We start from the raw sequence: 12,974 nt of genomic DNA, 5'->3' as shown, positions 1-12,974 counted from the left end.
TTGGACTACCCCTATTGACCACGGATTACGCGGTCTCTAGGCGCCTGATGGAGGTGCTGCTCCGCCGAACATAGTGTTGTGCAGCTGTTGCTGAGCAAACAGTTGTTGGGTGTGCAGCGCGGATGCAGAGAGGGCGTTGATGATGCGGGACATGGCGTGCTCGTTTCGCGTCCTGCTGATCAGGGTTATAGAGCAATTGCTTATTCTTAAAAAGAATTTTAAAAAATATGATTATAGCTTTTCTTGATTTCTAACGAGTGGAGCCGTTTCTAAGAGCTATTAATAAAACTCTTATAAATCAATTATTTGAATAATTAATATGATTCTTTTTCGAGGTCTATTTCGCTTCGCTTAACTGGGTAAATGGCTCGTTCATTGCTAGCCCTCGGTGATACGCCTTGTTATCTTTTTTGCCAGAAGGCTTTTCACGGATTTTTCCTCAGCTTGGCTACCTTTTCGACGATTTTTATGACGATCTGTCCGTCCTGCGATAGTGCGACATGTTGTCCTATATAGCAGCTCCTGCGGTACCTGCCTGCGCTTGGGCGTGATGTTTTCACGTTGGTAGGTGCCAGACTTAAATAATAAAATCCTTTTAATATCATAATGATATGGATGATTTATAAACAATTTATTGGCTTTTAGACGCTGATCGATGGCAGACATCCTCCTTGGGAAACCAGCTATCAATGGATGGTCACTAGCGTGCACCGCCATCAAGAATGCACGCCAGACCTATCAGACCACTCCAGTCGCTTTGGGCGTGTCCTGGCGGCTGCCCCATTCTGTCCAGGAGCCGTCATACAGTGCCGCCTCGGGCAGGCCGGCCACTTCCAGGCCTAGCAGCAGTACGGCAGCCGTTACGCCGCTACCACAGCTGGTGATCACTGATTTTTTGCCGTCGACGCCGGCCTCGGCGAACAGTGCACGCAGCGAGTCGGCAGGCTGCAGGGTGTGGTCACTGCCCAGTAGTCGGCTGTAGGGCAGGTTGTGGCTGCCTGGAATATGCCCCGAGGCAACGCCCGGGCGTGCTTCTGCGGTACTGCCATCGAAGCGGTTGGCGGCGCGGGCATCGAGGATCAGGGTGTCGTGCTGATCGATGGCTTCGAGTACGTCGCCCAAGCCCTTGAGCCTGCGTGTATGCACGTTGGTTTCGAAGGTTCGCTGGGGGACGGCGGCAGGTTCGCCTATTTCGCTGGGACGGCCTTCGGCCAGCCATTTGGGCAGCCCGCCATCGAGCACGGCGACGCGCTCGTGACCGAAGTAGCGAAACAGCCACCAGGCACGGGCGGCGGAGAACAGCCCCTTCTGATCGTAAACCACCACGCGGCTGCTGTTGTCGACGCCCTGTGCGCCGATCAGGCGGGCGAAACGGCCCTGGGATGGCACGGTATGGGGCAGTGGTGTGTCAGGGTCGGAAAAGGCATCGATATCGAAGAAGCGTGCGCCGGGGAGATGCCCCTTGAGGTATTCCTCGTGGCCGTTCTTCGCTTCATTGGGCAGGTAGGTGCTGGCATCGAACAGCACCACGTCCGTAGCATTACCCTCGCGGGCGAGCCATTCACTGGTGACCAGGGGAGCAAAACTCATCCTTCCATCTCCTTTCGTCTGGGGCGGTTTGCCTTTTATCCTGCCAGCTTGGCTGGCAGGTGGCATCCCATGGCGATGGTTTCCACTAGACCGTTTTCACCTATGCATAGGATGCGCAGCTCAGTCGCGGAAGAACACCTGTACCAAGTGATAGCCGAACTGGCTCTTGATCGGGCCGTGGACCTCGCGCAGTGGCTTTTTGAAAATCACCTGGTCGATGGCGCGCACCATCTGCCCAGGTTTCACTTCGCCCAGGTCACCACCGCGTTTGCCTGATGGGCAGGTTGAATGTTTGCGGGCCAGCACGTCGAAGGCCTCGCCCGCCGCGATGCGTTTTTTCAGAGCCGCCGCTTCCGCCTCGGTCTTGACCAGGATGTGGCGGGCCATTGCCTTTGCCATGACGGGTTCCTCATTTTTTCGGGCGCATATTGTGCCAGTATTTGATGCGCCATCAGAATGGCGTCGTTTTTCCGGCTTAACTTGGCCGGTTTCTCAACACACCTTGGCCTAAGGTCAACAGACTCTAACTCCAGTCGGAATGCAGCTAATGGACCTTCAAGCAATGCTGAAAATTCTCTCCAGCCAGGACGGCTCCGACCTGTATCTGTCGACCGGTGCGCCGCCGTGCGCCAAGTTCAATGGCGTGCTCAAGGCGTTGAGTGGCGAGCCACTGAAGGCTGGGGCCGTGGCCGATATCGCCGATGCCATCATGGATAGCGCGCAGAAGGAGGAGTTCGAGCGCGAGCTGGAAATGAACCTGGCGATCTCCATCAACGGCGTCGGTCGCTTCCGCATCAACATCTTCAAACAGCGCAATGAAGTGTCCATTGTCGCCCGTAACATCAAGCTCGACATCCCGCGTTTCGAGGATTTGAAGCTGCCTGAGGTACTGCTCAAGACCGTGATGGAAAAGCGCGGACTGGTGCTGTTCGTGGGTGGCACCGGCTCGGGTAAGTCGACTTCGCTGGCGGCCCTGATCGACTACCGCAATCGCAACAGCGGCGGACACATCATCACCATCGAGGATCCGGTGGAGTACGTGCACCGGCACAAGAAGTCGATCATCAACCAGCGGGAGGTGGGTGTGGATACGCGCAGTTTCCACGCGGCGCTGAAAAATACCCTGCGGCAGGCGCCGGACGTGATCCTGATCGGCGAAATCCGTGACCGCGAAACCATGGAGCACGCCCTGGCCTTTGCTGATACCGGGCACCTGGCGATCTCCACCCTGCATGCCAACAACGCCAACCAGGCGCTGGATCGGATCATCAATTTCTTCCCCGAGGATCGTCGGCCGCAGCTGCTCAACGATCTGGGCAACAACCTCAAGGCCTTTGTCTCCCAGCGCCTGGTGAAGACCACTGACGGCAAGCGCCGGGCAGCTGTCGAAGTGCTGCTCGGTACGCCGACCATCCGCGATCTGATCAAGCGCAACGAGTTTGCCGAGATCAAGGAAATCATGGAGAAATCCAAGAACCTCGGCATGCAGACCTTCGACCAAGCGCTGATCGACCTGGTGAACGAAGGGGCCATTGACGAGGAGGAGGCGGTCAAGAACGCCGACTCGGCGAACAACGTACGCCTCAAGCTCAAGCTCTATCGCGAGAATCCAGCTGTTGCAACGCCCGTGGCGCGGGCCGCACCGGCGGCTGAGGTAAGCCCACCGAAGGTTGCCGAAGCCGCAGACTGGGGGCTGGAACTGAAGCTGGAAGACATCGAAGTGGAAACGCCACCCGAGGATCCGGGCCGCCGCGGCATCTGAACCAGGTGGAATCACTGTATGGGCAAAATTGCGGCGCGCTGTGCATGGTGTGCATTGATCGATAACCGTAGATTCTTTGCTGGTTTGAATCCCAGGAGCGGGGCATGCGCGTAGCCATACTGACATTCGATGGTTTCAACGAACTCGATTCTTTTATTGCCAGCGCGTTGTTCAACCGTCTGCGCGAGCGTGGCTGGCAGGCGCAGATCACCTGCCCGAGTGAACAGGTCACGTCTATGAACGGCGTGCTGATTCAGGCTCAGCAGCCGCTCGAATTCGCGCGCGAAGCAGATGTAGTGCTTTTCGGAAGCGGCATAAAGACCCGCGAGGTAGCACAAGACTCACGCACACTTGAGCGCCTACAGCTTGATCCGCGCAGGCAACTTATCGGTGCCCAGTGCTCAGGCGCTTTGCTCATGGCAAAGCTCGGTATGTTGCGAGGGTTGCCCGCTTGCACTGATTTGACCACCAAGCCCTGGGTGATTGAGGCAGGCGTTGAAGTCCTTGACCAGCCCTTCTTTGCCCGTGGCAACCTGGCCACTGCGGGCGGCTGCTTGGCTGCGCCATATCTGGCCGCCTGGGCCATCACCCGGCTCGCTGGCGAGCAGGTCAGTTCGGAAGTTCTGCACTATGTAGCGCCAGTCGGGGAGAAGGAAGCATTCGTCGAGCGGGCACTGAAAGTGATCCGCCCATATTTGCTGGAGGCCATTGCTTAAGGCCGCTTACGCTTCTCGTGGGTTTCTATGATCTTCAGCAGATCTTCCACTGTGCTTTCGAGGTAGCGCCCGGCACGGTAGTCCGCCTTGCTCGCTTCGCCGCCGTCGATAACCGCCTGGGGCTGTTCGACGAAGCGGCCGATCGGCTCGAAACGTTCGTCGAGCACCACCACCAGCGGAATCGGTATGCGCTCCAGACCCAGGCGCTCTTTTAGCCCGTGCTCGGCACGGCCCTTGGAGATGATTGCCAGGGCCACGCGAGGCTGTAAACGCTGCAGGTGATCCATGGCCGTGAGGTTGAGCTGGCAGTCCGGGCACCACATCTCGCCGGCTGCTAGCAGGTGATAGCGACTTTCCACAGTCTGCAGTCGTTGGTGTGTTTCGGCGCTCAAGGCGCCTTCGCTACTCAGCAGTTCTTGTGCCCTTTGCACGGCGGCGATTTCGGCGGGTAGGCCGTGGCTGACGAAGGCATCGAAACCTTCGCCGATGGCGAACAGCGCCTGGTAGGAAGTCATGCTGAGTTCTCGTGCAGGGTGGCAGGGCAGTCCAGCAGAAAATCCGCGGTGCGGCAATCGCTGATCGTTTTAGCGCGTGGGTGCGTAGCGCTCGGTGATGCGCTGCAGGCTGCCATCGCGACGCATGCTCTCGAGGGCGTCGTGGACGGTACTGACCAGTTTCTGGTCGCATTGCAGCGAGCAGGCGATGTACATGTCCAGCGGTGCCAGCGGTGCGCTCATCGCCAGCTCGGGGCCACTGTCCCACTGGTGGCGGCCTTCCAGTACGGTGGTGAACCAGGCGTCGACACGTCCTCGCCTGACCAACTGGATCGGCCTGTCACCGAGCTTGAGTACATAGAGCTGGTTGTCGGTGAAACCGTTGCGTCTGAGCAGCTCTTCCTGCGCGGAGCCCAGGCCGACGGCAACCAGCCGATAACGTTGGCGCGCTTCCTCCAGGCTAGCGACCGGGTTGTCGAGGGTAAAGAAGGCGCGGTAGAGGGGCTGGATATTGGCCACCCAGGTGAAGTGTTCCTCCCGTGCTGGTGTGCGCGAGAGTGGCACGATCATCACGTCGCGCGATTCCTGCGTGCGTTTCTGTGCCCTCGGCCACGGGACATTCTCGACCACGGGGTTATAGCCGGCCCGCTGCAGCGCCATGATGGCGATGTCACCGGTAATCCCATTGCCGTCGTCGCCATGCAGAGCCAAAGGCGCAGCGTCCGGCATATAAAGCTGGATATCGCGCAGCTCGGCAGCTAGCGAGCAGGGCAGCAGCAATGACAGCAGGCAGGCGATCAGGCGCAACACGAGCATTCCTTGGCGGTATATCGCGAGTATAGAAGTTGTTTGGATGGATATCCGTGAACATTTCCGGGGGCTTGATGGAGCGTTCGAGCAGGCTGCGTCGCTGCCTTGGTCGACTCATCTGTTACCTGGTTCCGGGGATCTCCCGGCCCTCAGGGCCGGGAGACAGCTGCGTTCAGCTTTGCAGTTCCGGCAGGTCGCGATAGAACTCCAACGCCTGTGGGTTGGCCAGCGCGTCGGTATTCTTAACCGGTTGGCCGTGCACCACGTTGCGTACCGCCAGTTCGACGATCTTGCCGCTGATGGTGCGCGGAATGTCCGCCACCGCGACGATCCGCGCCGGTACATGGCGCGGCGTGGTATTGGCGCGGATCACCTGGCAGATCTGTTTCTGCAGCGTATCGTCGAGCTGCACGCCGTCGCGCAGGCGCACGAACAGCACCACACGCACATCGCCGTCCCATTGCTGGCCGATGGCGATGGACTCCAGCACCTGCTCGACCTTTTCCACCTGGCGGTAGATCTCGGCGGTGCCGATGCGTACGCCGCCGGGGTTGAGCACGGCATCCGAGCGACCATGAATGATCAGCCCGCCATGGGGCGTCTGCTCGGCATAGTCGCCGTGGGCCCAGATGCCTGGGAAGGTATCGAAATAGGCGCTGCGGAATTTCTCGCCATCGGCATCGTTCCAGAAGCCCACCGGCATGGAAGGGAAGTGCCGGGCGCAGACCAGCTCGCCCTTGTCACCGGTCACTGCCTTGCCTTCGTCGTCCCAGACCTGTACGTCCATGCCCAGCCCCTTGCACTGGATCTCGCCGCGGTACACCGGGGAAACCGGATTGCCCAGGGCGAAGCAGGAGACGATATCGGTGCCGCCGGAGATGGAGGACAGGCAGACATCAGCCTTGATGTCGCGGTACACGTAATCGAAGCTCTCGTGGGCCAGTGGTGAGCCCGTGGAGAGTATTGCCTTCAGGCGCTGCAGGCGATGGCTCTCACGGGGTTTGGCGCCGGCTTTTTCCAGCGCTGCGATGAACTTGGCGCTGGTACCGAAAATACTGATGTCCTCGGCGTCGATCAGGTCGATCAGGCGATTGGCATTCGGGTGGAACGGCGAGCCGTCATACAGCACCAGCGTGGCACCCAGCGCCAGGCCGGAGACCAGCCAGTTCCACATCATCCAGCCGCAGGTGGTGTAGTAGAACAGCGGGTCGTCGGCCGTCAGGTCGCTGTGCAGACCCAGCTCCTTGACGTGCTGCAGCAGGGTGCCACCGGCGCCATGGACGATGCACTTGGGTACTCCGGTGGTGCCGCTGGAATAGAGGATGTACAGCGGCTGTTCGAAGGGCACGGGCGTGAACTGCGGCTCGCCCTCGGCACGGTAGAAATCCTCCCAGCGCTCGACGTTGGCCTGGGTCTGGAAATCACCGGGTTGAGTGTTCGGATTGGCGTAGGGCACCACCACCAACTGCTGCAGGGTGGGCAGGTGCGAGAGGATTTCATTGAGCTTGCCGGTCAGGTTCAGCGTCTTGCCGGCGTAGCGATAACCGGCACAGGCGATCAGCACCTTGGGTTCGATCTGGCCGAAGCGGTCGATCACTCCTTGGGTGCCGAAGTCCGGTGAACAGCTCGACCATGTTGCGCCCAGGCTGGCAGTGGCGAGCATGCCGACCAGGGTCTGCCAGGTATTGGGCATGAACGCCGCGACCCGGTCGCCAATCCCCACACCAGCATCCTGCAGACTGCGTTGCAGGCCGGCGACGTGCGCGGCCAGTTGCGCGTAACTCAGTTGCTCGCGGCCGCCGTCTTCGGCTACTGCGACGATGGCCGGGTGCTCGTCGCGGCGGCGCAGCAGATTCTCGGCGAAGTTCAGGGTGGCGCCCGGAAACCAGTGGCCGCTGGGCATGGCCGGGCCTTCTTCGAGTACTGCGCGCGGTTGCTGGCTGAAGCGAATATCGAAGACATCGACGATGGCCTGCCAGAACGCTTCGCGCTCGCTCACGCTCCAGGCGTGCAGCGCCGGGTAGTCGGCCAGGTTCAGGCCGTGGCGGCTGTTCACGAAGCGGCGAAATGCATCCATGCGTGTGTCGGCGATGCGTTCGGAGGAGGGCGTCCAGAGGGGTGCGTTCATCAATACGTCCAATCAGGCAAGAAAGTAGAAGCAGCCGGCAATCACCAGGCCAGAGTAAATAAGGGCGATCAGGCAGTAACCCATGATGTCTCGTGCGCCGAGGCCGACGATACCAAGCAAGGGCAGGGCCCAGAACGGTTGGATCATGTTCGTCCAGGCGTCGCCCCAGGCAATCGCCATGGCCGTGACCGCGGGTGAGACACCCAGTGCCTGGCCGGCGGGCAGCATGATCGGCCCTTGCACGGCCCACTGGCCGCCACCGGACGGTACGAATACGTTCACCACGCCAGCGCTCAGGAAGGCCAGCAGCGGGAAGCTATCTGCCGAGGAGCCCTCGATGAACAGTTGGCTGATTTGCCCAGCCAGCGACACGCCGTCGGCATTGGCGCCCGTCATCATGCCCATGATCCCCGCGTAGAAGGGGAACAACAGAACGATGCCGCCGATGCCGCGCACGCTGATGTCCACGGCGCGCATGTAGCGTTCGGGGGAGCCATGCAGCAATAAACCGAGGAACAGGAAGATGCCGATGACGGTATTGAGGTCGAGCACGAAGCCCTTACCAATGAAGTGCCCGGCGTAATACACGGCAGCCATGGCCACCAGCGCGAGGCCGAGCAGACGGCTGTCATCGAGGCGTTGGGCGGGTGTATCACGCGCGGGCAGCTCGCCTTCCTGTTCGGTCAGCAAGGCCGGATCCGCTACTTTGCTGTGCTCTGGGCTGGGGTGCATCGCGCGGTTGAGCAGCGGTAGACCGATCAGCAGCAAGGCGATGATGGTCATGTTCAGTGGGGTGAACAGGGTCATCTCGATGCCAATGGGGCTGGTGATTACCCCACCACTGACTTTGACGACGTCGGCACCGCCGCCGGCCAGCGCCAGCGGAATCGAACCCGACAGGCCGCCATGCCAGACCAGAAAGCCGGTGTAGGCCGAGGCTACCAGCAGCGGGTAATCGACGCCCTTGACCTGGCGTGCGAGGGCACGGGCCATCACTGCACCGATCACCAGGCCAAACCCCCAGTTGATCCAGCAACCGAGCAGGGCGATCAGGGTAATCATCACGATGGCCTGAGTGGGGCTGCGCGGAATGGCCGCGAGTCGGTCAAGCAGGCGGCGTAAGGGCGGCGCGCTGGCCAATGCATGGCCGGTGACAAATACCAATGCCATCTGCATGGCGAACGCCAACAGCGTCCAGAACCCGGCGTTCCAGTGGTTGACCATGGTCGGCAGAGCCTGCTGGGTACTGAACATCGCCAAGGCCAGCACGAACAGACTGAGCAACGCGGAGAACACGAACGGTGAAGGCAGGTAGCGCTGGACGAGCTGTACGCTCCAGTGAGTCATTTGGGCGAACATGGGCGTTTCCTTTTTATTGTTGTGGGGTGTTGTAAGTGTTTAGCGGGCTAGCCATCCCCCGTCCATATTCCAGGCTGCACCACGCACCTGAATGGCGGCATCGCTGCAGAGGAACACGGCCAGTTCGCCGAGTTGCTCGGGGGTGACGAAATCCAGTGACGGTTGTTTCTCGCTCAGCAGTTCCGTGCGGGCACGGGCGCTGTCACCGTCGACGGTGCGGTCGTCGATCTGTTTCTGTACCAGCGGGGTCAGCACCCAGCCGGGGCAGATGGCGTTACAGGTGATACCTTTGGTGGCGGTTTCCAGCGCCACACTTTTGGTCAGGCCAATCAGGCCATGTTTGGCAGCTACATATGCACTTTTACCGGCCGAAGCGGCCAAGCCGTGGGCTGAGGCGATATTGATGATCCGCCCCCAATTGCGTTCGCGCATGCTTGGTATGACCAGGCGTGTGGTGTGGAAGGCCGCGGTGAGGTTGATCGCGATGATCGCGTCCCAGCGTTCTACCGGAAAGTCTTCAACCTGTGCGACATGCTGGATGCCGGCGTTGTTGACCAGAATGTCGACGCCGGCAAAGGCACTATTGGCGTATTCGATCAGCGCCTCGATTTCCTCGGGCTTGCTCATGTCCGCCGGGTGATGTTCGGCGCGAACCCCGCGGGCGCGCACGGCAGCGAGGGCCGCTGCGCTGTCACCGAAACCGTTGAGCACTAAGTCGGCGCCTGCCTCGGCCAGCTTCAACGCGATACCCAATCCAATGCCGCTGGTGGAGCCGGTGACCAGTGCGGTCTTGCCTTGCAGATTCATACGAACTCCTCACGCGCGCGGCTCCTTGTCAGCACCGCGCGCCTCATGAAAATTAGACGATGCCGGTGCTGTAGAAGACGCCAATGACGAAAAACACTGCCAGGGTCTTGATGATCGTTATGCCGAAAATATCCTTGTAGGCTTCGCGGTGGGTCAGCCCGGTGACCGCCAGCAGGGTGATCACCGCGCCGTTGTGGGGCAGGGTGTCCATGCCGCCGCTGGCCATGGAGGCGACGCGGTGCATGACGTCCAGCGGAATGTTGGCGGCGTTGGCGGCGGCGATGAAGCTGTCGGACATGGCCGCCAGGGCGATACTCATGCCCCCTGACGCCGAGCCGGTGATGCCGGCCAGCAGGGTGACCGTCACCGCTTCGTTGACCAGCGGATCAGGGATGCCCTTGAGCGCGTCGGCGAGGATCAGGAAGCCTGGCAGCGATGCGATCACTGCGCCGAAGCCGTACTCCGATGCGGTATTCATCGCGGCCAGCAGCGAGCCACCCACCGCGCTCTTGGTGCCTTCGGCGAGCTTCTCGCGAATGACTCCGAAGGCGCTGACCAGCACCATCAGGATGCCCAACAACAGCGCCGCCTGCACCGCCCAGATGGCGGTCAGCTTGCTGACATCGGTCTGCAGCGGAGCCGCCATGCCGGCCAGTTGCAGGCTGTGGGTCTTGCCGTAGAACTCGGGAATCCAGTGGGTGAACAACAGGTTGGCCACGCCCACCAGGATCAGCGGCGCGATGGCCAGCCATGGGCTGGGCAGCTTGATGTCGTCCGGGGTTTCCGGCTCGTTGCGCAGGTCGGTGCCGTAGCCCTCGCCAGCCCGCAAGGCCTTGCCCAGTTGCCGACGCAGATAGAGCATGCCGACGCCCAGTACGAACAGGCTGCCGATCAGCCCCAGCCAGGGCGCGGCCCAAGCAGTGGTGTTGAAGAAGGTGGTGGGGATGATGTTCTGGATCTGCGGTGTGCCGGGCAGGGCGTCCATGGTGAAGCTGAACGCCCCGAGGGCGATGGTCGCAGGAATCAGCCGCTTGGGAATGTTGCTCTGGCGGAACATCTCGGCAGCGAACGGGTAGACCGCGAATACCACCACGAACAGCGACACGCCGCCGTAGGTGAGCAGGGCGCAGACCAGCACGATCACCAGCATCGCCTGGCCGGTGCCGAACAGACGGATGGCGGCCGCCACGATGGAGCGCGAGAACCCGGACAGCTCGATCAGTTTGCCGAACACGGCACCGAGCAGGAACACCGGAAAATAGAGTTTGATGAAGCCTACCATCTTCTCCATGAACACCCCGGTGAAGGCGGGCGCCACGGCGCTGGGATCGGTGAGCAGCACGGCACCGAGAGCGGCGATGGGAGCGAAGAGGATGACGCTGTAGCCACGGTAGGCGGCCAGCATCAGTAGAGCCAGTGCAGCGAGGGCGATGATGACACTCATCGTCTATCTCCTGACCCTGCAGCACGGCGAATCGAGAGGCTGCCGTAGCCTTCGAGTAACTCGCACAGGCGCTGTGGGCGCTTTTGTTTTTGTTGTCGGCGGCGGGTGGGCCCGCGGCTGACTCATAGCGAGTTCTATGCCAGGTTTATAAGCTGTTGAATTTAAAATACTTTATTTTTTACTAAGGTACGCTGCCTGCGGTTAGTCCCATTTTCGGGATGAAAATCGGACTTCGTGCCTTCCTTGCCTGCTTCATGCGCCTGTCCCAAAAACGGGATTAGTCCCGAAATCAGGACGAAAGGCCCAGTTCGAGCATTTTCCGGTACAGGGTGGAGCGGCCCAGGCCCAGGCGTTGCGCAGCTTGCGGCACATCTCCAGCAGTGGCGGCCAGGGCCTTGCGGATCAGTTCGCGCTCGAAGCCGGCACGGGCCTTGTGGAAGTCTTCGACCTGAGCGTCATCCGCAATCAGGTCGTTTGCTTCGGGCACCGCATGCAGCGTACCGATTGCTGCTGCCACCGCCGCGCGGTCGAGCAGCGTTTCGTCGCTGAGCAGGCAGGCGCGTTCCAGCACGTTGTGCAGTTCACGGACGTTGCCGGGCCAGGCATGCCGAGCGAGCAGGGCCATGGCCTCGGGGTGCAGGTCGTGGCGCCCCTGCAGCGCGTCGAAGATCGCTTCACAGAGTGCAGGCAGGTCTTCCAAGCGTTCGCGCAACGGCGGCACGGCAATGGTCAGCACGTTGAGGCGGTAGTACAGGTCGGCCCGGAACGTTCCTTTGCGTACCGCTGCCTCCAGGTCGATGGAGGTAGCAGCGATCAGCCTGACATCGCTGCGCAGCACTTCGTTGGAGCCCACCGGTTCGAACTCCTTCTCCTGCAGTACGCGCAGCAGCTTGCTCTGCAGTGGCAGCGGCATGTCGCCGATTTCGTCGAGAAACAGCGTACCGCCGTGGGCGATCTGCAGCTTGCCAGCACGGCCTTTGCGATCGGCGCCGGTGAAGGCGCCAGGTGCGGTACCGAAGAATTCCGTTTCGAGCAGGGTTTCCGGAATCGCCGCGGTGTTCAGGCTGACGAAGGGTTTGCTGGCCCGCGGCGACGCATTGTGGATGGCATGGGCGAGCAGCTCCTTGCCGGTGCCGGTTTCGCCCAGCAGCAATACCGCCGAATCGCTGGTCGCGCTACGCCTGGCCAAGCGCTTGACCTCCAGGCTGCGGGCGCTGGTGCCGATGAAATGGGCGAAGCTGTACTTGGCCTGGCGGGACTTGAGTTGCGAGCGCGTGGAGGCCAGTTCCTGCTGCATCGCCTGGTAGCGCGCCAGTAGCGGCGACAGTGATTGCAGCTCATCGAACAGCGCGAAGCCGATGGCGCCGATCACCTCGCCGGCATCGTCATGGATGGGCAGGCGCATGACCACCAGCGGTTCGCGCGGGGTGTCCATCATGTCCAGCAGGATCGGCCGGCCGCTCTTCACCACATCGCGCAGCAGGCTGCCGGGAATCACGCTTTCGCAGGGTCTGCCGATGGCTTCGCTGGCGTGCCCGAGACCGAAGCGCTGGGCGTAGCGCTCGTTGATCCACACGATGCGCGCATCACGGTCGACGATGATGGTGCCTTCGCTGGACTGCTCGAAGATCTCGAACAGCGAGTGAATGGCCAGTTGGCGGACGTAGGGGTAATTGCCGAGGTCGTTCATGGCGCTCATCGTGGCAGATGCAGAGCGCGGATCATAAACCAGATGGTCGCGAGGACGGGCAGGCGTGGCACGCAGGGCGCACCACGCTTTTCACTCAGAACGTGTTCACGATCTAGCGAGCTAGAGCCATGCAAGGCGAAAACAGGCGAGGAAGCGGAGTTTACTGGTGTAAAT

At 61.1% G+C, this 12,974-nt stretch carries 11 protein-coding genes; 2 read left to right on the top strand and 9 right to left on the bottom strand.

What is annotated here, in order from left to right:
• Positions 1-738 precede the first annotated feature (738 nt).
• Together sseA and ACZ3GY_RS07600 are read right to left on the bottom strand one after the other, a co-directional pair.
• The gene (gene sseA, locus ACZ3GY_RS07605) at positions 739-1,590 is read right to left on the bottom strand and encodes a 3-mercaptopyruvate sulfurtransferase (protein WP_465909542.1); all 852 of its coding nucleotides are present in this window, start codon (positions 1,588-1,590) and stop codon (positions 739-741) included.
• Between the two features lie 120 nt (positions 1,591-1,710).
• Positions 1,711-1,989: a peptidylprolyl isomerase gene (locus tag ACZ3GY_RS07600; protein ID WP_463564781.1), complete on the bottom strand. Its 279-nt coding sequence runs from the start codon at positions 1,987-1,989 to the stop codon at positions 1,711-1,713.
• A gap of 148 nt (positions 1,990-2,137) precedes the next feature.
• Between ACZ3GY_RS07600 and ACZ3GY_RS07595 the strand changes: the two genes are divergently transcribed.
• Positions 2,138-3,352 carry a PilT/PilU family type 4a pilus ATPase gene (locus ACZ3GY_RS07595; RefSeq protein WP_465909541.1) on the top strand — a complete coding sequence of 405 codons (1,215 nt, stop codon included), beginning with the start codon at positions 2,138-2,140 and terminating at the stop codon, positions 3,350-3,352.
• A 104-nt stretch (positions 3,353-3,456) separates the two neighbouring features.
• Positions 3,457-4,068, top strand: a complete 612-nt coding sequence (locus ACZ3GY_RS07590) for a DJ-1/PfpI family protein (RefSeq protein WP_465909540.1) — start codon at positions 3,457-3,459, stop codon at positions 4,066-4,068.
• Here the strand turns inward: ACZ3GY_RS07590 and ACZ3GY_RS07585 are convergent.
• The 7 genes from ACZ3GY_RS07585 to ACZ3GY_RS07555 all read right to left on the bottom strand — a co-directional run bounded on the left by ACZ3GY_RS07585 (position 4,065) and on the right by ACZ3GY_RS07555 (position 12,800).
• Complete coding sequence (locus ACZ3GY_RS07585) at positions 4,065-4,583, bottom strand: thioredoxin family protein (protein WP_465909538.1); 519 nt, start codon at positions 4,581-4,583, stop codon at positions 4,065-4,067. The two genes, ACZ3GY_RS07590 and ACZ3GY_RS07585, sit on opposite strands and share 4 nt — an antisense overlap.
• Positions 4,584-4,652: 69 nt before the next feature.
• Positions 4,653-5,372, bottom strand: coding sequence for a substrate-binding periplasmic protein (locus ACZ3GY_RS07580; RefSeq protein WP_465909537.1), 720 nt, complete (start codon positions 5,370-5,372; stop codon positions 4,653-4,655).
• A 172-nt stretch (positions 5,373-5,544) separates the two neighbouring features.
• A complete protein-coding gene (locus tag ACZ3GY_RS07575; protein WP_465909536.1) occupies positions 5,545-7,500 on the bottom strand; it encodes an acetoacetate--CoA ligase in 1,956 nt (651 codons plus the stop codon).
• A gap of 12 nt (positions 7,501-7,512) precedes the next feature.
• Complete coding sequence (locus tag ACZ3GY_RS07570) at positions 7,513-8,859, bottom strand: short-chain fatty acid transporter (RefSeq protein ID WP_465909535.1); 1,347 nt, start codon at positions 8,857-8,859, stop codon at positions 7,513-7,515.
• A gap of 39 nt (positions 8,860-8,898) precedes the next feature.
• Positions 8,899-9,666 carry a 3-hydroxybutyrate dehydrogenase gene (locus ACZ3GY_RS07565; protein WP_465909534.1) on the bottom strand — a complete coding sequence of 256 codons (768 nt, stop codon included), beginning with the start codon at positions 9,664-9,666 and terminating at the stop codon, positions 8,899-8,901.
• Positions 9,667-9,718: 52 nt separating this feature from the next.
• Positions 9,719-11,110 carry a GntP family permease gene (locus ACZ3GY_RS07560; protein WP_465909533.1) on the bottom strand — a complete coding sequence of 464 codons (1,392 nt, stop codon included), beginning with the start codon at positions 11,108-11,110 and terminating at the stop codon, positions 9,719-9,721.
• A 289-nt stretch (positions 11,111-11,399) separates the two neighbouring features.
• Complete coding sequence (locus tag ACZ3GY_RS07555; RefSeq protein ID WP_465909532.1) at positions 11,400-12,800, bottom strand: sigma-54 interaction domain-containing protein; 1,401 nt, start codon at positions 12,798-12,800, stop codon at positions 11,400-11,402.
• Positions 12,801-12,974 lie beyond the last annotated feature (174 nt).

It is taken from the genome of Pseudomonas sp. PME37.24/006 (assembly GCF_055556635.1).
Note: the sequence above shows the minus strand (reverse complement) of the source record. Positions and strands in the feature narration are given on the sequence as shown.

Excerpts from the sequence above, each read along its gene's own strand:
- sseA (WP_465909542.1), bottom strand. The coding sequence starts at position 1,590 with ATGAGTTTTGCTCCCCTGGTCACCAGTGAATGGCTCGCCCGCGAGGGT.
- ACZ3GY_RS07600 (WP_463564781.1), bottom strand. The coding sequence starts at position 1,989 with ATGGCAAAGGCAATGGCCCGCCACATCCTGGTCAAGACCGAGGCGGAA.
- ACZ3GY_RS07595 (WP_465909541.1), top strand. The coding sequence starts at position 2,138 with ATGGACCTTCAAGCAATGCTGAAAATTCTCTCCAGCCAGGACGGCTCC.
- ACZ3GY_RS07590 (WP_465909540.1), top strand. The coding sequence starts at position 3,457 with ATGCGCGTAGCCATACTGACATTCGATGGTTTCAACGAACTCGATTCT.
- ACZ3GY_RS07585 (WP_465909538.1), bottom strand. The coding sequence starts at position 4,583 with ATGACTTCCTACCAGGCGCTGTTCGCCATCGGCGAAGGTTTCGATGCC.
- ACZ3GY_RS07575 (WP_465909536.1), bottom strand. The coding sequence starts at position 7,500 with ATGAACGCACCCCTCTGGACGCCCTCCTCCGAACGCATCGCCGACACA.
- ACZ3GY_RS07570 (WP_465909535.1), bottom strand. The coding sequence starts at position 8,859 with ATGTTCGCCCAAATGACTCACTGGAGCGTACAGCTCGTCCAGCGCTAC.
- ACZ3GY_RS07565 (WP_465909534.1), bottom strand. The coding sequence starts at position 9,666 with ATGAATCTGCAAGGCAAGACCGCACTGGTCACCGGCTCCACCAGCGGC.
- ACZ3GY_RS07560 (WP_465909533.1), bottom strand. The coding sequence starts at position 11,110 with ATGAGTGTCATCATCGCCCTCGCTGCACTGGCTCTACTGATGCTGGCC.
- ACZ3GY_RS07555 (WP_465909532.1), bottom strand. The coding sequence starts at position 12,800 with ATGAACGACCTCGGCAATTACCCCTACGTCCGCCAACTGGCCATTCAC.